At 61.7% G+C, this 23,868-nt stretch carries 16 protein-coding genes and 4 pseudogenes; 13 read left to right on the top strand and 7 right to left on the bottom strand.

From position 1 onward, the window contains the following. Positions 1–768: 768 nt before the first annotated feature. Entirely contained in the window at positions 769–945 is a 177-nt protein-coding gene (locus HZY77_RS10205) for a hypothetical protein (RefSeq protein ID WP_296814281.1), read from the bottom strand. Here HZY77_RS10205 and HZY77_RS10200 point away from each other — a divergent pair. The 9 genes and pseudogenes from HZY77_RS10200 (at position 944) to ccmI (ending at position 10,850) form a co-directional block, all read left to right on the top strand. Beyond that, positions 944–1,291 carry a cytochrome c3 family protein gene (locus HZY77_RS10200; protein WP_296814279.1) on the top strand — a complete coding sequence of 116 codons (348 nt, stop codon included), beginning with the start codon at positions 944–946 and terminating at the stop codon, positions 1,289–1,291. The genes HZY77_RS10205 and HZY77_RS10200 overlap by 2 nt on opposite strands. Before the next feature lie 2,621 nt (positions 1,292–3,912). Continuing rightward, positions 3,913–4,476, top strand: coding sequence for a cytochrome c biogenesis heme-transporting ATPase CcmA (gene ccmA, locus HZY77_RS10195; RefSeq protein WP_296814277.1), 564 nt, complete (start codon positions 3,913–3,915; stop codon positions 4,474–4,476). 15 nt (positions 4,477–4,491) lie between these two features. Next, positions 4,492–5,157, top strand: a complete 666-nt coding sequence (gene ccmB / locus HZY77_RS10190; RefSeq protein ID WP_296820889.1) for a heme exporter protein CcmB — start codon at positions 4,492–4,494, stop codon at positions 5,155–5,157. A 43-nt stretch (positions 5,158–5,200) separates the two neighbouring features. Continuing rightward, the gene (gene ccmC / locus HZY77_RS10185; protein WP_296814276.1) at positions 5,201–5,941 is read left to right on the top strand and encodes a heme ABC transporter permease CcmC; all 741 of its coding nucleotides are present in this window, start codon (positions 5,201–5,203) and stop codon (positions 5,939–5,941) included. A 172-nt stretch (positions 5,942–6,113) separates the two neighbouring features. Further along, positions 6,114–6,592, top strand: a pseudogene (ccmE, locus tag HZY77_RS10180) (cytochrome c maturation protein CcmE). Beyond that, complete coding sequence (locus tag HZY77_RS10175; RefSeq protein ID WP_296814274.1) at positions 6,582–8,561, top strand: heme lyase CcmF/NrfE family subunit; 1,980 nt, start codon at positions 6,582–6,584, stop codon at positions 8,559–8,561. Before ccmE ends, HZY77_RS10175 begins: the two are co-directional and overlap by 11 nt. Further along, positions 8,558–9,070: pseudogene (locus HZY77_RS10170) on the top strand (DsbE family thiol:disulfide interchange protein); the annotation flags it as partial. The gene HZY77_RS10175 and the pseudogene HZY77_RS10170, both read left to right, overlap by 4 nt. Positions 9,071–9,076: 6 nt before the next feature. Continuing rightward, a pseudogene (locus HZY77_RS17820) lies at positions 9,077–9,552 on the top strand (cytochrome c-type biogenesis protein). Continuing rightward, a complete protein-coding gene (gene ccmI, locus HZY77_RS10155; RefSeq protein WP_296814270.1) occupies positions 9,549–10,850 on the top strand; it encodes a c-type cytochrome biogenesis protein CcmI in 1,302 nt (433 codons plus the stop codon). The pseudogene HZY77_RS17820 and the gene ccmI overlap by 4 nt, the downstream one beginning before the upstream one ends. A gap of 16 nt (positions 10,851–10,866) precedes the next feature. On the opposite strand, the gene ubiB is transcribed toward ccmI, so the two are convergent. The 3 genes from ubiB to ubiE form a co-directional block, all read right to left on the bottom strand. Beyond that, the gene (gene ubiB, locus HZY77_RS10150; protein ID WP_296814269.1) at positions 10,867–12,387 is read right to left on the bottom strand and encodes a ubiquinone biosynthesis regulatory protein kinase UbiB; all 1,521 of its coding nucleotides are present in this window, start codon (positions 12,385–12,387) and stop codon (positions 10,867–10,869) included. Then, complete coding sequence (locus tag HZY77_RS10145) at positions 12,384–12,812, bottom strand: hypothetical protein (RefSeq protein WP_296814267.1); 429 nt, start codon at positions 12,810–12,812, stop codon at positions 12,384–12,386. The genes ubiB and HZY77_RS10145 overlap by 4 nt, the downstream gene beginning before the upstream one ends. A gap of 145 nt (positions 12,813–12,957) precedes the next feature. Continuing rightward, positions 12,958–13,692: a bifunctional demethylmenaquinone methyltransferase/2-methoxy-6-polyprenyl-1,4-benzoquinol methylase UbiE gene (gene ubiE / locus HZY77_RS10140; RefSeq protein WP_296633413.1), complete on the bottom strand. Its 735-nt coding sequence runs from the start codon at positions 13,690–13,692 to the stop codon at positions 12,958–12,960. Between the two features lie 138 nt (positions 13,693–13,830). Here ubiE and phoB point away from each other — a divergent pair, with 138 nt between their 5' ends. Both phoB and phoR read left to right on the top strand, forming a co-directional pair. Then, positions 13,831–14,523 carry a phosphate regulon transcriptional regulator PhoB gene (gene phoB, locus HZY77_RS10135; protein WP_296814265.1) on the top strand — a complete coding sequence of 231 codons (693 nt, stop codon included), beginning with the start codon at positions 13,831–13,833 and terminating at the stop codon, positions 14,521–14,523. Between the two features lie 57 nt (positions 14,524–14,580). Further along, positions 14,581–15,906, top strand: coding sequence for a phosphate regulon sensor histidine kinase PhoR (gene phoR, locus HZY77_RS10130; protein WP_296814263.1), 1,326 nt, complete (start codon positions 14,581–14,583; stop codon positions 15,904–15,906). A 195-nt stretch (positions 15,907–16,101) separates the two neighbouring features. On the opposite strand, the gene HZY77_RS10125 is transcribed toward phoR, so the two are convergent. From HZY77_RS10125 to HZY77_RS10115, 3 genes are all read right to left on the bottom strand, one after another. Beyond that, positions 16,102–16,509 (bottom strand): HIT family protein, encoded by a 408-nt coding sequence (locus tag HZY77_RS10125; protein ID WP_296814262.1) that lies wholly within the window; start codon positions 16,507–16,509, stop codon positions 16,102–16,104. Between the two features lie 66 nt (positions 16,510–16,575). Continuing rightward, the gene (locus HZY77_RS10120; protein ID WP_296814260.1) at positions 16,576–17,613 is read right to left on the bottom strand and encodes a PEP-CTERM sorting domain-containing protein; all 1,038 of its coding nucleotides are present in this window, start codon (positions 17,611–17,613) and stop codon (positions 16,576–16,578) included. A gap of 127 nt (positions 17,614–17,740) precedes the next feature. Continuing rightward, positions 17,741–21,511: a DUF3683 domain-containing protein gene (locus HZY77_RS10115; protein WP_296814258.1), complete on the bottom strand. Its 3,771-nt coding sequence runs from the start codon at positions 21,509–21,511 to the stop codon at positions 17,741–17,743. 210 nt (positions 21,512–21,721) lie between these two features. Between HZY77_RS10115 and HZY77_RS10110 the strand changes: the two genes are divergently transcribed. Continuing rightward, on the top strand, positions 21,722–23,014 hold the full coding sequence (locus HZY77_RS10110) for a sensor domain-containing diguanylate cyclase (RefSeq protein ID WP_296814256.1): 1,293 nt from the start codon (positions 21,722–21,724) through the stop codon (positions 23,012–23,014). Next, positions 23,011–23,864 (top strand): annotated as a pseudogene (locus tag HZY77_RS17815) (PhnD/SsuA/transferrin family substrate-binding protein). Before HZY77_RS10110 ends, HZY77_RS17815 begins: the two are co-directional and overlap by 4 nt. Positions 23,865–23,868: the final 4 nt, after the last annotated feature.

Genomic DNA, 23,868 nt, shown 5'->3' with positions numbered 1-23,868 from the left:
ACGGCACCACCGCGACTGGCAAGCCGACCACGCACATTCCCACGAGCCAGTCGTGCGACACTTGTCACAAGACCAGCGCCTGGACCCCGGCGACCTTCAGCCACACTGGCATTGCGCCTGGCACCTGTTCGACCTGTCACAACGGCACGACCGCCACGGGTAAACCCACGACCCACCTTCCGACCACGGCGTCATGTGACACCTGTCACAAGACCAGCGCCTGGACCCCGGCGACTTTCAGCCATACGGGCGTCGCGCCTGGAACGTGTGCAACTTGCCACAACGGCACGACCGCCACGGGCAAGCCGACCACACATATCCCTACGACTCAGTCGTGCGACACCTGCCACAAGACCAGTGCTTGGACCCCGGCTACCTTCAGCCACACCGGCATTGCCCCGGCACGTGCTCGACTTGCCACAACGGCACGACCGCGACGGGCAAGCCGACCACGCACATTCCTACGACCCAGTCGTGCGATACCTGTCACAAGACATCCGCCTGGACCCCAGCTAATTTCAGCCACACCGGCGTGGCGCCTGGCACGTGCGCAACTTGCCACAATGGCACGACCGCAACCGGCAAGCCGACCACGCACATTCCTACGACTCAGTCGTGCGACACCTGCCATCGGACCAGCGCCTGGACGCCTGCGACCTTCAGCCACACTGGAATTGCGCCAGGTACCTGTTCGACCTGCCATAACGGCACAACCGCCACGGGCAAACCGGCTACCCACATCCCGACCACGGCGTCGTGCGACACCTGTCACAAGACCAGCGCCTGGACGCCTGCTACCTTCAGCCATACCGGCATTGCCCCCGGCACGTGCTCGACCTGCCACAACGGCACGACCGCGACGGGCAAGCCCACGACCCACATTCCGACCACGGCGTCCTGCGACGCCTGCCACCGGACGACGGCCCCGTTTACCACTGCAACCATGAATCACAGTGCAGTTATCAGCGCTACCTGCGAGTCGTGCCACAACGGGGCGTACACGTCTTCCGGGGCACAGGCCAAACCGATCAATCACATTCCGACGGCCTTGGTCGGCGGCAAGGACTGCAAGGCCTGTCATACCAGTACTGCCAGTTGGTCGACCATGAAGATGGACCACAACAATATTCTGACTGGTTGCAAGACCTGTCATGCGAGCGGCACCAGCTACCTGGGCAGCATGGAGAAGAAGAGCGTGACCCATCAGTCGAAAACGGCCACCGATTGTTCTCAATCCGGCTGTCACCGACCCTTGGGCAACAAGGGTGTGGCCTACGTCAAATGGGATTAAGCCGTAAGCAACTTACTCGCTCGAGTTTCCCGAGTGAGCCACCGATCGGCTCGCGCGGGGCGCTTTCAGGAATCATGACGGGACAGGCAATGTTTTTACTACTCGGAACAAGCTGGTTGCAGCGTTGATCGGTTGCAGCATGCTGGCGATCAGTCCGCAGATGGCGGGTGCACAGATTCTGGAGGAGATCCAGGTTCAACCCGATAACTTCGAAAATGTCATCCGGTTGCAGTTCAATGCCCGGATCCAGTTTCTACGGGCGGTCAAAGTCGGCAAGACCAATACCATCGTGGTGTATTTCCGGATTCTTCAAGGCGAGGAATCGACGGAAATCAAATCGGTCGAGACGCTCAAGTCAAAATCATTTGATCAACTTCCCGAAGTGGCGGCGACGCTCTCGCCTCAGGCTTCTTCAGTCAAGAAGCTGACGTTACAGATTGGGAAAGACAAGCAGGTCGCGGATGGACGGGTGCTCGCCGGCGCGGATGGCCGCAGTGTGGACATCATTTTTGGCGACACGGCGAGGAAGTATCAACTGGTTCCGGACGGTAAACGCTACGCCCTGACATTGCTCAGTTCGACATCCCGGGATGAAGTGAGTGGCAAAGTCATCCCTCGCGAGTTGCAGGACTATGACGTTTTCACGTCACAGCAGACGCGTGAAGGCCAGACGTTCTATGAACTGAACCTGGGTTATTTCGCCACCNCCGAACAGGCTGAACAGGTCCGTGCCGGCCTGCTGTCCCAATTTCCGCAGGCCGAAATAAGCGATCTGCGCAAGCGCAGGAAAGCCATGCTCAAGGCTGCTTCCGCGAGTGCGAAATCCGACGTGACGTTGGGACCAGGGCAAGCCCCGGTGGCGCTTCCTGACGTGGAAAACCAGGCGGCCATGCTGATGCCGAAGGCGCAGGAAGCCTTGAAGGCCGCGAATTACGAACTGGCCATCGATCTCTTTAACCAGATTCTGCTGTTACCGCCCAACCACTATTCGCAGGACGCGCAGGAATTGATCGGCGTGGCCCGGGAGCGCAACGGAGAGTTGGCCAAGGCGAGAGCCGAGTATGCGCTGTATCTGAAGTTGTTTCCGGAAGGAGCGGGTGCCGAACGCGTGCGTCAGCACTTGGCGGGACTCAAAGCGGAGAGCACGTCTACGGGGGCGATTCGGGCAAAAGCCAGAAGACGCGATGAGCCTGTCATCAAGACCGTGTCCGGCAGCCTTTCGCAATACTATTTCGGCGGCAGCACCCAAACGCAGACCGCTTTCAATACGCCTACCACTGCCGGGACCTCGACGCTTTCGGCCATAAACCAGTCTTCGCTGCGAACCCATCTCGATTTGCAGGGTCGTTACCGGAATTCCGATGCGGACCAGAAACTGGTTTTTCGGGATGACAACATCGTCAGTTTCCTCAAGTCGCGCCCGAGCCTGAATCATGTCCTGTCGGCCTACTATAGCTACAAGGGCCTGGGGAACGGGTTCAATGCCACACTGGGTCGCCAGATCGGAACGTCCGGGNGCGTGCTCGGCCGGTTCGATGGCGCGCAGCTTGGCTACTATTTCGCGCCCAAATGGCGAGCCAACGTGGTTGCCGGTGTGCCGGTCGAATTCCCCGCGCTCGGCTCCGATCGAAAATTCTGGNGGNTCAGCCTGGATGGCGACGAACTGACCGAACGCCTGCGTGGCAAGACCTACTATATCGAGCAGTCGGCAGACGGCATCCAGGATCGGCGCGCCGTCGGCCTGGAACTGGGGTTCTACGACATGCGCGGTTCCGTCAGCAGCCTGGTGGACTATGACGTGAGCTACAGCGCGCTTAACATCGGTACCCTCCAGGGCAACTGGCAGACGGAGAAGNGGGGCATGTTCAGTTTCCTGCTGGATTATCGCCGCTCGCCGTTGCTCACCACATCGGTTGCCCTGTATAACGCTGCGGTGACGTCTATGTCGCCTATTCCGACCAGCATCAAACAATTGCTCGCGACCAGTACGGAAGATCAGGTTCGCACATGGGCAGACAATAGTAGTGCGGTCTCCAAACTGTTCCAGGCGGGATACATCACGCCGCTGAATAAAACCTGGCAGGTAGGGNGAGATTTCAATCTGACCAATACCGGCGCCTTGCCCGGGTCGACCTTGAGCGATGGAACCGTCCTGCCGCCGACGCCGGCCACCGGAAACATTTATGCCTATTCCCTGCGGGCCATCGGCTCCGGGCTTNTGATGGCCAACGACGTCAATGTGTTCACCTTGTCCCTGAACAAGGGCAATACCTTTAACGGCCAACTCCTGGCATACAACAACGTCACCCGGCTGGAACGCTGGACGCTTGAGCCTTCGTTGAAGTATTACCAGCAGAAAAGCGATCCCGATACCAATCTGGCCCGCTGGACGCCCGAGATTCACCTGACCTATCTGTGGAAGGGCAACCTGTCCCTGGAAGCGGATTACATCTATGAGCATTCGACGACAACCAGTCCTGGCAACAATGAAGTCAGCCAGCAACATTTCTTCTATGTAGGCTACCGCTGGGACATCTGAGCGGCGGACGCAGCAAAGGCTACTTATGTTGGAAATAATCGGACTGGGTTGTGCGCGCGGTGAGCGTCGCCTGTTTGGAAACGTGTCGTTCACCCTCGAGCCGGGCGGACTGATCTGGATCCAGGGCGGCAACGGCAGCGGCAAGACCACGTTGTTGCGCACGCTGTGCGGGCTGACCCAAGCCATGGCTGGCGAAGTACGCTGGCGCGGCGAACCTATCAGAGCGTGGGGCGAGGACTACCGTCGGGAACTGACCTACATCGGCCATGCCAATGGCCTGAAGGAAGAACTCAGTGCGCAGGAGAATCTCCTTGTCGCCGCACGCCTTGCCAGCCAGCCGGCCAGTCACGCCGAGGTTGATGACGCCTTGCAAGACATGGGCTTGGCAGGGCGCGAACATTTGCCCGTCAAATTCCTGTCCCAGGGGCAGCGCCGCCGTGCAGCCCTGGCCCGGTTGAAGCTCGCTCAGCCACGCCCGCTCTGGCTGTTGGACGAACCCTTCAACGCACTGGATACCCACGCGGTCGCGNGGGTACGGCAAATCATGGAAGGCCACCTGGCAAGGGGCGGCATGATCGCCTTGACGTCGCATCAGGACGTCGGCGTCCAGGCAACCGACACCCAGACGTTGCGGCTCGATGCCTGAGGGTACACGGACATGATGCGAACCCTGGGCCATATTGTTACCCGTGACGTATTGCTCGCCATGCGTCGGCGGGCCGATGTGGCAACCACGCTATTTTTCTTCGTCATCGTTGCCAGCCTGTTCCCGCTCGGTGTGGGTCCGGAGCCCAAACTGCTGCGTGCCATGGCGCCCGGCATTCTATGGGTGGCGGCCTTGCTGGCTTCCATGTTGTCCCTGGGCCGGCTGTTCGACGCGGATTATGCGGATGGCAGCCTTGAACAGCTGGTTCTGGCCCCCGAGCCGTTGGCCCTGGTGGTGATCGGCAAGGTCATGGCGCACTGGCTGATTTCGGGCTTGCCACTGGTTTTGATTGCGCCGGTGATCGCGCTGCAATTCGATTTGCCGGTCGGCTCCATTGGCACGCTGCTGGCGGCACTGCTGCTGGGTACGCCGCTATTGAGCCTGATCGGCGCCATCGGTGCGGCCCTGACGGTGGGCGTGCGTGGTGGCGGGGTACTGGTGTCATTGCTGGTATTGCCGCTGTATGTGCCGGTGCTGGTTNTTGGTGCCGGGGCCGTGGACGCCAGTACCACCGGTATGGATGCCAGTGGCCACTTGTCCATCCTCGGCGCACTGCTGCTGCTGGGCATGGTACTGGCGCCCTGGGCTACCGCGGCGGCTTTGCGAATCTCGCTGGAATGATCGAGGTGCGTCTCCCTATGACCTGCATGGAACGATTTCCGGAATGAAACTGAACTGGTTCAAATACGCCTCGCCTGCCACGTTCTATCCGCTGGCAGGCAAGCTGATTCCCTGGTTTGCGCTGAGCGCGGCGGGGTTTACCTTCGCTGGCCTGTATCTCAGCTNNTTTGTGGCGCCCACCGACTTCCAGCAGGGCGAGTCGTACCGCATTATTTTCATCCATGTGCCTGCCGCCTGGATGTCGATGTTCATCTACATCGTGATGGCGGGATGGGCCGCAGCGGGATTGATCTTCAATACGCGTCTGTCGTCGATGATGGCGAGTGCGCTGGCGCCCACCGGTGCCCTGTTCACGTTCATCGCTCTGTGGACTGGTGCGTTCTGGGGAAAACCCACCTGGGGTGCCTGGTGGGTGTGGGATGCCCGACTGACGTCCGAGCTAATCCTGCTGTTCCTGTATCTGGGATTCCTGGCCTTGCATGCCGCGATCGACGACACACGCCGCGCCGATCGCGCCAGCGCATTACTGGCGTTGGTCGGCGTGGTCAACGTGCCCATCATCTATTTTTCGGTCAAGTGGTGGAACACCCTGCACCAGGGCGCATCGGTCAGCATGACCATGGCCCCCAAGATGGCGGCCACCATGCTGCTGGGCATGCTGGTCATGGCGTTGGCCTGCTGGATGTACAGCATTGCCGCGGCACTGGCGCGCGTGCGCTGCATCATTCTCGAACGCGAGCAACAGGCCGAGTGGCTCGCAAAATTGACCGGAGAACCGTCATGATCTGGAAGAGTCTGGATGACTTCATCGCCATGGGGGCTATGGCTTCTATGTCTGGGGGCTTACCTCGTCACGGCCGTCCTCATCACGGCTGAAATTCTTATGCTTCGCATGCGTCGACGCGCCGTTGAAAAGGCCCGTCGAATGCAGGCGCTCCTATCCGAACAGGTGACACATGAAGCCACGCCATAAACGCATGGTCCTGATTGCTGCCGGGCTGGCTGCGGTAGGCATTGCGGCCAGCCTGGTGCTGAACGCCTTGCGCAGCAACATGGCTTTTTCTTTACGCCGACCCAGATCGCTGCGCACGAGGCGCCCATCGACCGCAGCCTGCGTATTGGCGGATTGGTGGAAACCGGTAGCGTCCGGCGTGACGGCGTGACGGTTCACTTCATCGTGACCGACACCGCACATTCGATCCCCGTGACCTATACCGGCATCCTTCCTGATCTGTTCAAGGAGGGGAAAGGCGTGGTGGCGCAGGGGGAAATGTCTGCCAATGGCGTCTTCCAGGCCAGCGAGGTGCTGGCCAAGCACGACGAAAACTACATGCCCCCGAAGCGGCCGAGGCTCTCAAGCGCGCGCAAGCTTCCGGAGAAAGCACCGGCAGGACGCTGGTCATGGATACAGAAAGCCCAAGCAAATGATTCCTGAAATCGGGCATTTCGCCCTCATCGTCGCTCTCCTCATCGCCGCTGCGCTGACGGTGTTCCCCATCGTCGGTGCGCAACGCGGCATCGCATCCTGGATGGCCATGGCGCGACCCGCCGCGCAGGGGCTGTTCGTATTCATCATGCTGGCCATGGTCTGCCTGGCATATTCCTTCGCGGTCAACGATTTTTCCGTGCTGTATGTCGCCAGCAACTCCAACTCCATGCTGCCGCTGCACTACCGGCTGGCCGCGGTGTGGGGCGGCCATGAGGGATCGGTGCTGCTGTGGGTGTTCATGCTCACTTTCTGGATGGTCGCGGTCTCGCTGTTCAGCCGCCATCTGCCGCGGGAAATGGTGGCGCGCATTCTCGGCGTGATGGGTTTCATCTGTGTCGGGTTCCTGCTGTTCATCCTGCTGACGTCCAACCCCTTCGAGCGTTTGCTGCCCGCCGCAACGGACGGCCGCGATCTCAATCCGCTGCTGCAGGACCCCGGCATGATCTTCCATCCGCCCATGCTCTACATGGGTTATGTGGGCTTCTCCGTGGCCTTCGCCTTCGCCATCGCGGCACTCCTGGGCGGCAACCTGGACGCGGCCTGGGCGCGCTGGTCACGGCCGTGGACCCTGGTGGCCTGGGTGTTCCTCACCGTGGGCATCGCGCTCGGCAGCGCCTGGGCCTATTACGAACTGGGCTGGGGCGGCTGGTGGTTCTGGGACCCGGTGGAAAACGCGTCTTTCATGCCCTGGCTGGTCGGTACGGCGCTGATTCACTCGCTGGCCGTCACTGAAAAACGCGGCAGCTTCAAGAACTGGACCGTGCTGCTCGCCATCTTCGCCTTTTCCCTGTCGTTGCTGGGCACCTTTCTCGTGCGTTCCGGCGTGCTGACTTCGGTCCATGCGTTCGCCACCGACNCCCGGCGGGGCATTTTCATTCTGAGTTTCCTGGCGGTCGTGACGGGCGGTTCGCTCCTGCTGTTCGCCTGGCGCGCGGCCAAGGTCGGTCTCGGCGGACGGTTCGATCTGGTGTCGCGTGAATCCATGCTGCTTGCCAACAATGTCATTCTGGTCGTGGCGGCCGGCTCGGTATTGCTGGGAACGCTGTATCCGCTGGTTCTCGACGCGCTGCGGCTGGGCAAGATATCGGTCGGTCCGCCGTACTTCGACACTGTGTTTGCGCCGCTCATGGCCCCAGCTATTTTCCTGATGGGGGTCGGTCCGTTCGCCCGCTGGAAATCCGCCAGCCTGCCTGACCTGGCCGTGCGCCTGCGCTGGGCCTTCGGGATCAGTCTCGTCAGTGCCTTGCTGCTGCCTGTCGTGTTGGGGCGCTGGTCGCCCATGATCAGCTTTGGCCTGCTGCTCGCCCTGTGGGTGTTCGCAACCACTGCGCTCAATCTGTGGAATCGGGTCAGGCCGACCATGGGTGCCTCGGTGCAGCAGCGGTTGGGCACCCAGTCGAGAAGCTATTACGGCATGCTGCTGGCGCACCTCGGCGTCGGCGTATTCATCGTCGGCGTGACCCTGGTCAAGGGCTACCAGGTCGAGAAGGACGTGCGCATGGAGGTCGGCGACACGGCCACCATCGGCGCCTACCAGTTCGTCTTCAAGGGCGTGACCGAAACGCCCGGCCCCAACTACATGGCGTCGCGAGGCGCCATCGACATCCTGAAAAATGGCCGATTGGAGCACACCCTGGCACCGGAAAAACGCATGTATTTCGCGACGCAGATGCCGATGACCGAGGCGGCCATCGATCCCGGCCTCACCCGTGACCTGTATGTCTCGCTGGGTGAGCCAGTCGGTAACGGTGCCTGGGTCGTACGCGTGTATTACAAGCCTTTCGTGGACTGGATCTGGGGCGGCTGTCTGGTCATGGCGCTGGGCGGCGCGATGGCGTTGTCCGACCGACGTTACCGCATGGCGCGCCGCCGGGAACCCGCTGCATTGGCTGGCCGCCTGGCGGAGGCGGCATGAAGGCACGCTACCTGATTCCTCTGGCGATTTTCATTGCCATGCTGGTGTTCTTGGGCGTGGGCCTCAAGCTCGATCCGCGCGAGGTGCCGTCTCCGCTCATCGACAAACCGGCGCCCGCATTCCGCTTGCAAACGCTCGATACACCCCCGCGTGTGTTGTCTTCCGCGGAGATGCGTGGCCAGGTCTGGCTGCTCAATGTGTGGGCTTCGTGGTGCAGCGGTTGCCGCGAGGAGCATCCGGTTCTGGTCGAGCTTTCCAAAACCCGTGCCGTACCGATCTATGGGCTGGATTACAAGGATCAGCCGGACGATGCGCGCCGCCTGCTGAACAGTTTGGGCAATCCCTATGTTGCCAGCGTATCCGACCTGGATGGCCGGACGGGTATCGAATTCGGCGTCTACGGCGTACCCGAAACCTTTGTCATCGACAAAGCCGGCATCATTCGCCACAAGCAGACCGGTCCTATTACGCCTGAAATCTGGCGCGACACGATTCTACCGCTGGTGAAAAACTCAATGCTGCATAAATTCGTTCTTCCGCTTTTGTTGGCAGCGTCGCTTTCCCCGGCGTTTGCCAAGGAGGCTGCTCTTGCTGCGGTTGATCCCGTGGCCGAGGCAAGGCTGATGCAACTCGCCAGCGAGTTGCGCTGCCTGGTGTGCCAGAACCAGACGATTGCGGATTCCAATGCCGATCTGGCGGTCGATCTGCGCAATGAGATTCGCGAAAAATCGAGTCCGGCATGGGCGATGCCGAGATCAAGGACTTCATGGTCGCCCGCTACGGCGACTTCGTGCTGTATCGACCACCGCTCAAGAACACCACCCTGTTTCTCTGGGTCGGGCCCTTCCTTTTGCTGGCAGTGGGCGGAGGCATCCTGTATTTCAATCTGAGACAACGGCGGCAGCGCGCTGCCGAACCTGAGCTGAGCCGCGACGAACAGACGCTGGCCGAATCCCTGCTGCAAACCGACCAAACCAAGGAAACAACATGACCGGATTTTTCATCGTGATCGGCGTTCTCATTGCCCTGGGGCTTGCCTTCGTGCTGCCTGCGCTGGTCAGGCAACGCGGCGAGGATGACAGGAATATGCGGGCGCAGGCGAACGTATTGATCTACCGTGACCAGATCAAGGAACTGGATGCCGACCTGGCAAACGGCACGCTCAGCGCAGAACAGCATGCCGCGGGGCGGCGCGAACTGGAGAAGCGTGCGCTGGAAGACACACTGGCCGCTGTCAACGAAGCCGCGCCCTCGCAAGCCCGGCGGGGTGCCTGGGCGCCGATTGCACTGACGCTGCTGATCCCTGCTGTCGCCGTGGGGATGTATCTCAAGCTTGGCGCGCCTCAGGCCATCGCGCCGTCAGACATGGCGCCGCAGGCAGCCGCTGCGCCGGCCGGCGCTCAGACTCAGGGCGGCAGCCCGCACAGCACGTCATTCGATGCCATCCGGGCCATGGCGGAGAAACTCGCAGCCCGCCTCAAGGACAACCCGGACGATGGTGCAGGCTGGGCCATGCTGGCACGTTCCTACAACGTGCTGGGTCGCTTCGCCGAAGCCGCCGAAGCCTATTCCCAGGCGGAAAAACGGCTGCCGCCCGATGCTCAGCTGATGGCTGATCATGCCGATGCACTGGCCATGTCCCAGGGACAGAAACTCGACGGTGAGCCGCTGGCGATGCTGCAGCGTGCCCTGAAAATCGATCCGGCCAACCTCAAGGCGTTGGCGCTGATGGGAACCGCCGCCTTCGATAGAAAGGATTACAAGNGGGCGATCGGCTACTGGGAAAAAGTAGTGCGGACGGCGCCCGCCGACTCGNAATTTACCCAGTCGTTACAAGCCAGCCTGGACGAGGCCCGCGCCCTGGCTGAAGGCCGTACGCCGCCCGCCGCACTGCCTAGCATCATGTCTGCCACGCCGGAGGCTGTGGCACCGGCTGCCGCCAATGGCGGCCAGGTCAGCGGCCAGATCAAACTGGCCCCGGCACTGGCGGCCAAAGTGTCGCCCGGGGATACTTTGTTCATCTTCGCCCGAGCGGAAAACGGTCCGCGCATGCCGCTGGCCATCCTGAGCCAGAAGGCTGGCGACCTACCCAGTCGTTTCAGTCTGGATGATTCCAATTCCATGGCGCCTGGCATGAAGCTGTCGGCTTTCTCTTCGGTCATGGTCGTGGCCCGCATCTCGAAAAGCGGCAATGCCAGTGTGCAAAGCGGCGATCTGGAGGGCAGTGTGGGGCCGCTCAAGCCGGGCACGCAGAATGTTCAGATCAATATCGACAAGGTGATTCCCTGAACGCCAGGGACACGCACTATTTCAGTAGGATAAGCGCCAGGCTCAGAACCGCCAGACCGATCGCGACAGCCAGCAGCCAGGCGTTGCGCGTCTGCTGGGCAGCGATGTGTTCGAGTCGGGTTTCGAGTGCGCTCTGGTCGTCGCTGCGGGAGAGGTAGGTATGGGCCAGCCGCGGCAGTTGCGGCAGCAGCACTGCCCACTTCGGTGCCTCGGCTTGCAGGTTCTTCACCAGCGCACGCCAGCCCATCTGCTCGTTCATCCAGCGTTCCAGGAAGGGCTTGGCGGTTTTCCATAGGTCGAGGTCGGGATCGAGTTGCCGACCGAGGCCCTCGATGTTGAGCAGGGTCTTTTGCAGCAGCACCAGCTGCGGCTGGATTTCCACGTTGAAGCGGCGCGAGGCCTGGAACAGCTGCAGCAGCACGCGGCCGAATGAAATGTCCTTCAGCGGGCGGTCGAACACCGGTTCGCATACCGCGCGCACCGCGGCCTCGAGTTCGTCGATGCGGGTGTCGGCCGGCACCCAGCCGGATTCCAGATGCGCCAGCGCCACGCCCTTGTAGTCGCGGCGGAAGAAGGCGAGGAAGTTGCGTGCCAGATACTGCTTGTCGACCTCGGTGAGCGTGCCCATGATGCCGAAATCCAGCGCGATGTACTGCTCGGAACCGGGGCGCACCAGGATGTTGCCGGGATGCATGTCGGCGTGGAAGAAGCCGTCGCGGAACACCTGGGTGAAGAAGATCTCCACGCCGGTGGCGGCGAGTTTCGGGATGTTCACACCGGATTCGCGCAGGCGCTCGATCTGGCTCACCGGGATGCCGTCCATGCGGTCCATCACCATGACGTCGCGGCCGCAGTAGTCCCAGTACACCTCGGGCACTTTCAGCAGCGGCGAGTCCTTGAAGTTGCGCCGCAGTTGCGAGCAGTTGGCGGCTTCACGCATCAGGTCGAGCTCGTCTGCCAGGTGTTTCTCGAATTCGCTGACGACTTCGCGCGGACGCAACCGCTTGCCGTCGGCGAACAGTTTCTCCACCAGGCCGGCGGCGGCATAGAGCAGCGAGACGTCGTGCGCGATCACGGGCGCGATGCGGGGGCGGAGCACCTTCACCGCGACGGCGGTACCGTCATGCAGGCGGGCGAAATGCACCTGCGCCACCGAGGCGGACGCAACCGGCGTGGCGTCGAATTCAGCGAATACGTCGACCAGCGGCTTTGTATAGGTCGCTTCCAGGGCGGCAATGGCCTCTGACGAAGGGAAAGGCGGGACCCGATCCTGTAGCTGGGCGAGTTCGTCGGCAATGTCGAGCGGCACCAGATCGCGTCGGGTGGAGAGCATCTGGCCGAATTTGACGAAGATCGGCCCCAGTGCTTCCAGCGCACGGCGCAGGCGCACGCCGCGTGGTTCGTTGAGCGGTCGCCAGAACAGGGTGACGCGCACCAGCCAACGCAGTGGGCGCACCCGCTCGTGGCCGAGAAAGAACTCTTCCAACCCGTAGCGCAGGCCGATGCTGAGGATGCGGGCGAGGCGCAGCAGTTTCATGCGTCGCGCGTTTCCAGCCGCCGCAGGCGGGCATCCAGCCGTGCCGTGTCGTCGGCCAGCACGTCGACTGCCTGGTTGAAGCGCGCGACGTCGACGCCGCGCGCCATCAGCTCGACTTCCTCGACCAGGTATTCGCTTGCGTTGTGGCCCAGTGCCGAGAAAGCGCGGGCGATACCGGCGAGGGCGTCGCGGCTGATCGTGTTCAGTCTGTGTGCGGCAATGTCGCCGACCCATGGCGCCAGATCGGCCTCGACATCCCAATCCAGCTGCTTGAAGACGCGGTCGAGCGTGGCGAGCAGGGCCGGGTCGCCAGTGTAGTCGGCGTCGCGCAGCGCATCGCGGCCGAAAAACGGCAGGCGGGCGACGAGCGCGGGGTGGGGCGGATGACGGCGTCGGGGGCATCGACCACGGCTTCGGAAAAACACCCGTCGTCGGCGATGCGGAAATCGAATTGCTTGAATGCCAGGTCGAAGCGCACGCTCGCACCGGCGTGTCTGACCAGCGCCTCGGCCGTACCGGGCGACTGCCGCAACAGATGGTTGAGGCTGCGTTCGAAGAGGCTTTCAGCGATCAAACCTTGAAGCCTTTATGCAGTGCGACGACACCGGCGGTGAGGTTGTGATAGCTGACCTTGGCGAAGCCGGCGGTCTCCATCATCGCCTTGAGTTCTTCCTGGCCGGGATGCATGCGGATCGATTCGGCCAGGTACTGGTAGCTGGCGGCGTCCTTGGCGACCAGCTTGCCCATCAGCGGCAGCAGCTTGAAGGAATACAGGTCGTAGGCGGGTTCCAGTGGTTTCCATACCTTGGAAAATTCCAGCACCAGGAGGCGGCCGCCAGGTTTCAGCACGCGGTTCATCTCGGCCAGCGCCTGATCCTTGTGCGTCATGTTCCGCAGGCCGAAGGCGACCGATACGCAATCGAAATAGTCATCCGGAAACGGCAGCCGCTCGCCATCGCACTGAATGGCCGGCGGCGTCCTGCCCTCGTTGAGCATGCGGTCGCGGCCTTCGCGCAGCATCGAGAAGTTGATGTCGGTGAGCAGCACCTGGCCGGTGTCGCCGACTTCCTTCAGGAACAGCCGGGTCAGGTCGGCGGTGCCGCCGGCGACGTCGAGCACCTTCATGCCGGGCCGCAAGCCCGCCTGCGCCACGGCAAAGCGCTTCCACAGCCGGTGAAGGCCGGCCGACATGAGATCGTTCATGACGTCGTATTGGGCGGCGACGGAATGGAAGACCTCGGCCACTTTGGCGGCTTTTTCGGACTCGGCGACCTGCTGGTAGCCGAAATGGGTGGTTTTATCCATGGCAGACGGGGTCAAGGGAAACCTCTGGATTCTACCAGCGCACGGGCTGGCGCGGATTTGGGCGGGCCTGTTCTATGTCATAAATCAGTCATACTGCTGTCATAGTATGGCTACCATTCAAACAATGCTGGAATCACCATGGCTGCCAATATTTTGCTGGTCGAAGACGAACCCGGAATCCAGGAATTGCTGAAGTTCAACCTGGCGCAGGCCGGGCATCAGGTCACCGCCGCCGGTGACGCCGAGTATGCGCTGAAATTCCTCAAAAGCACGCTGCCCGACGTCATCCTGCTTGACTGGATGCTGCCCGGCATGTCGGGGATCGACCTGTGCAAGCGCCTGCGCAGCGACGAGCGCTACCAGCCAATCCCCATCATCATGCTGACGGCGCGCGGAGAAGAGCGGGACAAGGTGCTTGGGCTGGATACCGGCGCCGACGACTACATCACCAAGCCGTTCTCACCGCGCGAACTGGTGTCGCGCATCAAGGCCGTGTTGCGTCGCCGGGCGCCGCAGATGACCGACGAGCCGGTGGAAATCAACGGCCTGAAGCTCGATCCCACCAGCCATCGCGTCCAGGGCAAGGGCCAGGCGCTTGAACTGGGGCCAACCGAATTCCGCCTGCTGCACTTCTTCATGACGCACCCCGAGCGCGTCTACTCGCGCACCCAGTTGCTCGACCAGGTGTGGGGCGACGACGTGTTCGTGGAAGAGCGCACGGTCGACGTCCACATTCGCCGCCTGCGCCTGGCGCTGGAGCCGTCCGGCCATTCCGAACTGATCCAGACCGTGCGCGGCTCGGGTTACCGCTTTTCGGCCGACGTGGGATAATCCACCCACCGCGGTTTTCAAGCAGGCAAACATGGGTTTTGGTGGCGTCCACTCAGTGTGCTGGCCGGCGTATTGCTGGTGGCGCTGATCTTGTGGGCCGGCTCCGGATGGGTGGCTGCGCTGGGGTTCCTGGCCGGCATCCAGGCTTTCGTGATGCTGCGCCGCCTGTGGCAGGAATTCCGCCTGGCGCGCTGGCTGGAAAATCCGGACGAAGTGGAGCCGCCCGACGCCACCGGCACCTGGGGCGACATCTTCTACCGGCTGCAAAAACTCCAGCGCCGCCAGAAAGCCAGCCGTGGCCAGCTCACCTCCGCGCTCGAACAGTTCGAACATGCCGCGATGGCCGTGCCCGACGGCATGGTCATTCTCAACCGCAGCGAACAGATCGAATGGTGCAACCCCGCTTCCCGCACCTACATGGGCCTGGACTGCGAACGCGACCGCGGCCAGTTCATCCGCTACCTGCTGCGGCAGGCACAGTTCCTGGATTTTCTCGACGCAGCCGATTATTCGCGGCGCCTGGTGTGCAAATCGCCGGTGAATCGCGAACTTATCCTGTCCCTGCAACTGGTGCCGTTCGGCGAATCGCAGAAGCTGCTGGTCGCCCGCGACATCACCGACCTCGAGCGCGTCGATGCGATGCGCCGCGACTTCATTGCCAATGTCTCGCACGAATTGCGCACGCCCTTGACCGTGGTCGGCGGTTTTGTCGAGACCCTGGCCGATGCCCCCGACCTGCCTGCCGCCGAGAGCCGCCATTATTTCGATTTGATGCTGGACCATACCCGGCGCATGCAACACCTGCTGGATGACTTGCTGACCCTGTCACGGCTGGAAAGCGCCGATCACATGCTCAAGGACGAGCTCGTCAACGTGCCCGAGCTGGCGCAGGCCTTGAAGGCCGAAGCGGAATCGCTGAGCCGCGGACGGCACAGGGTCAGCCTGCAATGCCAGAGCGAGGCCTGCTTGAAAGGCAGCCTGCAGGAAATTCGCAGCGCGCTCGGCAACCTGGTGTCGAATGCCGTGCGCTACACCCCGGAAGGCGGCGACATCACCCTGGCTTGGCGAGAGCGCAACGGCGAGNGGGTTNTTTCAGTCATCGATACCGGCGAAGGCATCGCGGCCGAGCATATTCCTCGCCTGACCGAACGCTTCTATCGGGTGGACCGCAGCCGCTCGCGCGAAACCGGCGGCACCGGACTGGGGCTGGCCATCGTCAAGCATGTGCTGACCCGCCACGGTGCGCGCCTGGAGATCCAGTCTGTGCCCGGTAAGGGCAGCACCTTCTCGGCCGTTTTCCCCGCTCAGCGTCTTCAACTCCCGGGCGCGGAGAAANGCGGCACGGTCATTCCGTTTCCCGAACGCGAGCAAGCCGTCGGCTGAGGGGGTTCATGACGCATACGATTCCGCACGCGCTTCAGCGCGTAGCGGATCGGAGTCCTTTAGGGCTTTAGCGCCTATAGAACCACGGCCTGCCCCTCGCGGGTGGAGCGTGGTTCTTGGCGCATACGATTCCACACGTGCTTCAGCACGTAGTGGATTGGAGTCCTTTAGGGCTTCAATGGGTTGGGAGTGGGACTACACCAGTGAGTTGAACGCCGCGGCAAGCTGCGCGTCCAGATCGGCGGGTACTGCGTGAGATGTTTCCCTCAGTCTCTCTCCCCATACCGGATTCGGGAAATGCGGGTCGTCCGCAAAGCGCGGAATCACGTGCCAGTGCAAATGCGGCACCACGTTGCCGAACGAGGCGAGATTGATCTTGTCGGGCCGCATCACGTCGCGGACGGTCTGCTCGGTTTTGCACACCATCATCATCAAACGCGAGCGCTCTTCAGGCACCAGGTCGGTCATTTCCTTGACGTGGCGGTTGAGGATCACGCGCAGAAAACCGGGGTAATCCGGTTCGTCGGCCCGTACCACGCGGCAGAACTCATCCTGCCACAACAGCCGCCCGCCCGGCGCATTGCATAAGGGACAATCAGACATACGCGCTTCCTTGAAACAAGACGCCCCGCATCATGCGGGGCGGGACCAGGCTTGGCAAGCAGCCGCTCAGGCGCGGCGGCGCGCCCGCCAGCCCACCAGCCCCAGCCCGGCCAGCAGCATGAGCCATGCGTCGGGTTCGGGCACGGTAGTCACGTTGTAGGTGTTGCCGGAAGCGAAGCTGGCCGTTGCGCCCTCGGGCAGCGCGATGTTGACGAGGTTCGCGCTGTTGGAGAAGTCGAGGGTGGTGGCGCCGCTGCCGTCTTTAGTTGGACTGCTGCAGGAGCTATCTGTGGAAAATGCGCAAAATGTCTCAATCCCGCCGAGGCCAGCACCCAGAGCGCCGATCAGATAAAACGTCTCGCCGTAGGTAAAGGTTAGTGTGCCGTGCAGCGTGATGTTGAGATTTTGCCCGACTCCTGGCGCGAGAATTTGGTCAACAAGCGTTTGTGGGGGCTGCAAAGCTGGAATCCCNTGGACTCCGTCCAGGGGAGGCTGTATCTCGGTTGTGAACAGAAGCGAGGTGTCGTTGTAGGGTGAAACACCAATGGTATGGCCCGCAATAGGGGTTACTCCATTTGCGTTCAGGAACCATGGGTTTGTCGGGAGCGATGCATAGTTGATGATTGTGTCGCTGGCCAGTTGGGTCGGGTGTACGTTGCTGGCATACAAACCATAGCCGACGATCCCGGCGATTGCGCCAGCATCTACGTTCCCGTTCAACTGTACTGTGAACTGCATCACGCCAGTACCGTTTCCACCGTTGATCGTAACGGTGTCATACCAGCCAGAATAACTAATGGTACTAAGCGTGCCCAAGGGAAACGTGTTGGCACTGGCGTAAGCATGGTTGCTTCCCTGAATCGTGCTGGCCGAAGCGGTGTAATACGGGAGGCTGGCAACAAATGGGCCGGATACGCTGATGCTTGCTGTTTCCCCAGGCAGCGTGGTGATGTCCAAATTCGGAGTGTAGAGACTACCCGTCAGGAAATCATTGGCGACATCGGCAGCGGCCGAATAGGTTTCGTAAGCGGGCAAACCGGTTGCCCAAGCAGGTGTGACGCCGACCATAAGTGCGGCAGCAAGCGTCGTCAGACGGACGTGCATGATTTTCCTCCCTAAGACCAAGTATTTGATTTGACTGCTTGTTATATCTGGTCTCCGCAGGCCGGACGATAGCATGATCGGTTTTCCGGGGCAATCGCGCCCCGGATTTTCCGGTCGAACTGGGGGTTTACAGTAGCACGCGCTCGATGCCGCCATTCCCGACGCGGGTGAGGTAATTCGTCATCCAGTTTTCACCGAGCAGTTTNTTCGCCAGTTCGATCACGATGTAATCCGGCTCGGTATTCGTGTCGTCGCTGTAGCGTGCCAGTCCCTGCAGGCACGACGGGCAGCTGGTCAGGAGCTTGACCGGCTGGCTGCCGGTGGCCAGTGCGGCGACCCCGGTGCGGATTTCCTCTTCCTTGCGGAAGCGGATCTGGGTGGAAATGTCCGGGCGGCTGACGGCGAGGGTGCCGGATTCGCCGCAGCAGCGGTCGGACAGGTGCACGCCGCCGCCCAATAGCGCGTTGGCGACTTTCATCGGCGCGTGGGTTTTCATCGGTGTGTGGCAGGGNTCGTGGAAGAGGTATTTCTCGCCGCTTACGTTGTCGAGCTTGACGCCTTTTTCCATCAGGTATTCGTGGATGTCGAGCAGGCGGCAGCCGGGGAAGATCTTCTCGAATTCGTACTTCAGGAGCTGGTCCATGCAGGTGCCGCACGACACGAGCACGGTCTTGATGTCGAGGTAGTTGAGCGTGTTGGCGACGCGGTGGAACAGCACGCGGTTGGCGGCGGTGATCGCTTCGCCCTTGTCGGCCTGGCCGCCCGCGGTCTGCGGATAGCCGCAGCACAGGTAGCCGGGCGGGAGCACGGTCTGGGCGCCGAGCTCGAACAGCATGGCCTGGGTGGCGAGCCCCACCTGCGAGAACAGGCGCTCCGAACCGCAGCCAGGAAAATAGAACACCGCGTCGGAATCGTCGGACAGCTTGGCGGGGTTGCGCAGGATGGGGACGATGGATGGGTCTTCCAGGCCCAGCAGCGCGCGCGAGGTCTTNTTCGGTAGCCCACCTGGCATCGGCTTGTTGACCAGATGGATCACCTGCGCGACGAGCTTCGGCCTGCCCAGCGTGGCAGGCGGATGTTGGGTCTGCGCCTGGATCAGGCCCATGCGCTTGAACAGCTGGTTCCCCAGCCGCTGGCTGGCGTAGCCCCATTCGATCAGCGGCTTCCTCAGCGCCTTGATGGTGGCGGGGTCGGTCGCGTTGAGGAAGGCCATCGACGCCCACGTGCCAGGGTTGAATTTCTTCTTGCCCTGCTTGCGTAGCATGTTGCGCATGGCGATGGAGACGTCGCCGAAGTCGATGTCGACCGGGCAGGGGTTCTTGCACTTGTGGCAGATGGTGCAGTGGTCGGCGACGTCGCCGAACTCGTCGAAGTGCTTCAGGGATGTGCCGCGCCGGGTCTGTTCCTCGTACAGGAAGGCCTCGATCAGCAGCGAGGTGGCGAGGATCTTGTTGCGCGGGCTGTACAGCAGGTTGGCGCGCGGGATATGGGTGTTGCACACGGGCTTGCACTTGCCGCAGCGCAGGCAGTCCTTGATGGAATCAGCGATGGCCCCGGTCTCGGAGGCCTCGAGAATGATCGATTCGGCCTCCAGCAGGCTGAATGACGGCGTGTAGGCATTATGCAGATCCCCGCCGGGCAGCAGCTTGCCTTTATTGAAATGATGCTCGGGATCGACTTTCTTCTTGTATTCGGCAAAGGTCGCGATGGTCGCAGCGTCGAGAAACTCCAGCTTGGTCAACCCGATACCGTGTTCGCCCGAAATCACCCCGCCGAGTTCGGTTGCCAGCGCCATGATGCGCGCCACCGCGGCGTTGGCCGCCTGCAGCATGGCGTAATCGTCGGAGTTGACCGGGATGTTGGTGTGCACGTTGCCGTCGCCGGCGTGCATGTGCAATGCCACGAACACGCGGCTTTTCAATACCGCCTTGTGGATACGGTCACAGGATTCGAGCACCCTGGTGTATTCGCGGCCGATGAATAGCTGGTGCAGTTCGCGCTTCACCTCGCGTTTCCATGACACGCGAATATGCTTGTCGCGCAGGGCAGTGAACACGGTGCCGCTCTCGTGCGGCGCATCGAGATCGGCCAGATAGCCTGCCCAGCGGGCATGCACGGCAGCGATGAGATTGCGTGCCTGGACCTGTTTTTCTTCCACCTGCACCGGATCGGCGATGGTATCGTCGTCCTCCAGCAGCGGCAGCGATGCCGCGAAGAATTTGGCCAGGGCGTCGAGCAGCTTCAGCTTGTTGGCGATCGACAGCTCGATGTTGATGCGTTCGACGCCGTCGGTGTAATCGCCCAGACGGGGCAGCGGAATCACCACGTCCTCGTTGATCTTGAACGCGTTGGTATGCGCCGCGATGGCCGCGGTGCGGGCGCGGTCGAGCCAGAAGATCTTGCGGGTTTCGGGCGTTACCGCGATGAAGCCTTCACCGCCGCGCGCGTTGGCGATGCGCACGATGTGCGAGGCGGCTTCGCCGACCGCGACTTCGTTGTCCGACACCACGTCGATCAGCAGCACCATGTTAGGCCGCGTGGCGCGAGGCGCCTTGGTCGCGTAGCCGACCGCTTTCACGTAGCGCGCGTCGAGATGCTCCAGCCCGGCGAGCAGGATGCCCGGATGGGCATCGCAATAATCCTTGATCTCGACGATGGCGGGTGTGGCGTCGCGTGCCGTGCCGAAGAACTCCAGGCACACGGTACGCGTATGCGCNGGAAGCCGGTGCAGAATGAAGCGTGCCGAGGTGATCAGGCCGTCGCAACCTTCCTTCTGGATGCCCGGCAGGCCAGCGAGGAACTTGTCGGTGACGTCCTTGCCGAGTCCGGTCTTGCGGAAGCGGCTGCCCGGTATGGTGAGGATCTCCGGCGAGCCCTTTGGCGTCTTGCCGTCGGCGGCAAAATGACGGATTTCGAAGGTTGCCGAGGACGCGTCGTGGATCTTGCCGAGGTTGTGGTTGAGCCGGCTCACTTCGATCCAGCTGGCGTCGGGCGTAACCATCCTCCAGGACACCAGATTGTCGAGCGCGGTACCCCATAGCACGGCCTTCTTGCCGCCTGCGTTCATCGACACGTTGCCGCCGATGGTGGAGGCATCGGCGGACGTCGGATCGACCGCGAACACGAGGCCGGCGGCATCGGCCGCTTCCATCACCCGCTTGGTGACGACGCCAGCGCCGCAATGAATGGTGGGCACTTCGAATTCGCAGCCGGACAGGTGCTGCAGTTCCACCGCGCTCATCGTTTCGAGCTTTTCGGTGTTGATGACGGCCGCATGTTCGGTGAGCGGTACCGCGCCGCCGGTATAGCCGGTGCCGCCGCCGCGCGGAATGATGGTCAAGCCCAGTTCGATCAGGCCGGCCACCAGGCCGGCCATCTCGGCTTCGGTGTCCGGCGTCAACACCACGAAAGGATATTCCACGCGCCAGTCGGTCGCGTCGGTGACATGCGAGACGCGTGCCAGGCCGTCGAATGCGATGTTGTCGCGCCGGGTCACGCCGGCCAGGCGGCGCTGGATACGCGCGCGCAGACTGACCGTGTCGGCGAACCAGGCCTCGAATTCGCGTACCGCGCGCTCGGCCGCCGCCAGCAACTGTCCCACCAGTTCGTTGCCCTGACGCCGCACTTCGATTTCGTGCAGGCGATGGCGCAATGCGTCGATCAGCATCTGTCGCCGCTTGGGGTTGTCGAGCAGGTCGTCTTCCAGATAGGGATTGCGCCGAACCACCCAGATATCGCCCAGCACCTCGAACAACATGCGGGCCGAACGCCCTGTCTTGCGTTCACCACGCAGCGTGTTGAGTACGCCCCATGCCTCGGCACCGAGCAGGCGGATGACGATTTCGCGGTCTGAAAACGAAGTGTAGTTGTAAGGGATCTCGCGCAGGCGTGCGGTCATGCTGGATGGGACTCGGGCATCGCCGGGGCGGAGCCGAATCGATCTGCTTCAAAGCCGCTATTTTACGGGATATGGATGGGTTCGGGCAGACCGAAGGCAGGCAGACCACGTCATCCTTGCCCGCATCGGGGGCTTCAGCTTTCGTCGGGCAAGCCGATAACCGAATAAGGAAAAAGGATTAGGTCGCCTGGCCTCGTAGAGGAGATTGACTTGCGGTTTGGTTTGGGCATCAAGCTCATGGGCTATGTCATGGTTGGCGTACTGGTCACGTCGGCCGTCATCGGCGTGATTCGCGTTCAGAGCGAGCGCGCTTCGCTTAGCGAACTGATCGGCAAGGCTGGCCAAAGCGTCGCCAACGCCACCGCCTCCGGGGCAGCCTCCCTGATAGCCGGATACGATTATGGCAATCTGGAAATGCTCGCCGCCAATGTTGCCCGGCAAATCAATGTGATCCGCGTCACCATCCGCAACCGGGATGGGCGCATCATGGCCCAGTCCGAGGTGGACGATGCCCGGACCCACCAGCGTTTCGAGACCNCCGTCGTATTCAATGGACAGACCATTGGCGCCGTGACCGTCGATGTCTCGACCGATGCACTGGAACGCGCGCTGGCTGCGCTCTATTGGCGTGTGTTTGTCGAACAGGCCGTTTTTGGCGCGATACTCGGGCTGATCGTCTATTTGTTTACCGCGCGCGGCATTGTCTCGCCGATCCGCAAGCTGACGACGGCCATGGAAGAGGCGACGGAAAAGGGCGATTCGTACGTCGCCCCTTATCTGGAGGTCAAAAGTGGTGACGAGATCGGCCGGCTGGTGTCGGTGTTCAATACTTTGAACACATCCCTCGCCAGTTACCACGACAAGTTGCAAAGCAAGATCGATTTTGCGAACCAGGAACTGCGGGACAAGAACATCCAGCTGGGCGGGCGCACCCGCGAGCTTGAGCATGCGCTCGACTTGCTCAGCACCATGGCCACGACCGACTGGCTGACCGAATTGCCGAATCGCCGCAAATTCGATGAAACCCTGTCGCGGATGTTCCATCAATCCGAACGTTATGCGGAAGAAATCACGCTCGTGTTGTTTGACATCGATCATTTCAAGCTGATCAACGACAGCCATGGCCACGGCGCCGGGGACGAGATCCTCCGCGAAATCGGCACCCTCATGCGCCTGCACGTCCGAAAATCCGATCTGCCCGCGCGCCTTGGGNGAGACGAGTTCGGCATCGTGCTGTATCACACCAACGCCGAGCAGGCTGGAATGTTTGTCGAGATTCTGCTGGAAGGCGTCCGTGCGCACTGCTTTCACTACGAGGACAAGCGGCTGAGCATCAGTCTGAGCGTCGGGATTGCCCAGTGCGACGATTCCATGAAAACGCCGCAGGCCCTCTACTATGCGGCCGACAAGGCACTTTACCAGGCGAAGCACAGCGGACGGGACTGTTACAGCGTGTACGACGGGGCCGACGCATCGCCTTTACGCGGGAGAGAATCAGCATGAAACCGAAACGGGGAATGGCGCAGGCCGTACTGGTCGTGCTTCTTGTGGGCGCGATGCATTCACTCGCCTGGGCTGCGCCAAAACAGCATGCGCCAACTGGCCAGGTAACCATGGGCTCGGTGGCCATGGACATTCCGGTCGAGATGATCAAGCGCATGAGCGCGCTGACGAACTATCTCGCGCTGAGCACCGATCTCAATATCCGCTTCCGGCCGTCGCCCAATCTGGGGTCGGCCGTGGAAGACCTGGGTACGGAGCAGACGCAAATAGCCTATCTCACGCCGGTAGCCTACATCGAGGCGCGCAGGAAATACGGGGTGATCCCGCTGGTTGCGCCGACTATTCAGGGCCGCCCGTATTTTCGCTGGTCATTGGCGTAAAAGCAGGTTCCGGCATTACCACCCCGGTAGACCTCAAGGGCAAGCGCTTTGCCTTTGGCGATGAAAAGGCCTTGTTGCAAAGGGCATCGGTCGAGTCGATGGGTGTGAAGATGGCTGATTTTTCGCGCTTCGCCTATCTCAAGCATTACGACAATATCGCCAAGGCGGTGCTGGCAGGGGATTTTGACGGCGGTATTTTGAAAGATTCCGTTGCCGACGATTTCAAGAATGAGGGCATTGTCGTGATCGGCAGCACGTCCCCCTTGCCGTCGTATATCTTTGCCGTGCATCCGGGCATGCCTGTGGCCGTGCGCAACAAGCTGCGCGATGCCTTGCTCGCGCTGAAGAAAACCACCCCTGACGGAAGCGCCACGCTGGAAGCGTTCGATCGTACCTACGACGGTTTTGCTGTCGTCGACGACCAGGCTTACGATCCGGTGCGCAAGCTGATTCAGCCCTACCAGAAATAGACGG

The sequence above is a fragment of the Thiobacillus sp. genome, assembly GCF_013693775.1.
Classification (GTDB): domain Bacteria; phylum Pseudomonadota; class Gammaproteobacteria; order Burkholderiales; family Thiobacillaceae; genus Thiobacillus.
The sequence above is the reverse complement of the archived record's forward strand: the minus strand, read 5'-3'. Positions and strand labels throughout refer to the sequence as shown.

Excerpts from the sequence above, each read along its gene's own strand:
- HZY77_RS10200 (WP_296814279.1), top strand. The coding sequence starts at position 944 with ATGAATCACAGTGCAGTTATCAGCGCTACCTGCGAGTCGTGCCACAAC.
- HZY77_RS10205 (WP_296814281.1), bottom strand. The coding sequence starts at position 945 with ATGGTTGCAGTGGTAAACGGGGCCGTCGTCCGGTGGCAGGCGTCGCAG.
- ubiB (WP_296814269.1), bottom strand. The coding sequence starts at position 12,387 with ATGAAACTGCTGCGCCTCGCCCGCATCCTCAGCATCGGCCTGCGCTAC.
- ubiE (WP_296633413.1), bottom strand. The coding sequence starts at position 13,692 with ATGGATAAAACCACCCATTTCGGCTACCAGCAGGTCGCCGAGTCCGAA.
- phoB (WP_296814265.1), top strand. The coding sequence starts at position 13,831 with ATGGCTGCCAATATTTTGCTGGTCGAAGACGAACCCGGAATCCAGGAA.
- HZY77_RS10125 (WP_296814262.1), bottom strand. The coding sequence starts at position 16,509 with ATGTCTGATTGTCCCTTATGCAATGCGCCGGGCGGGCGGCTGTTGTGG.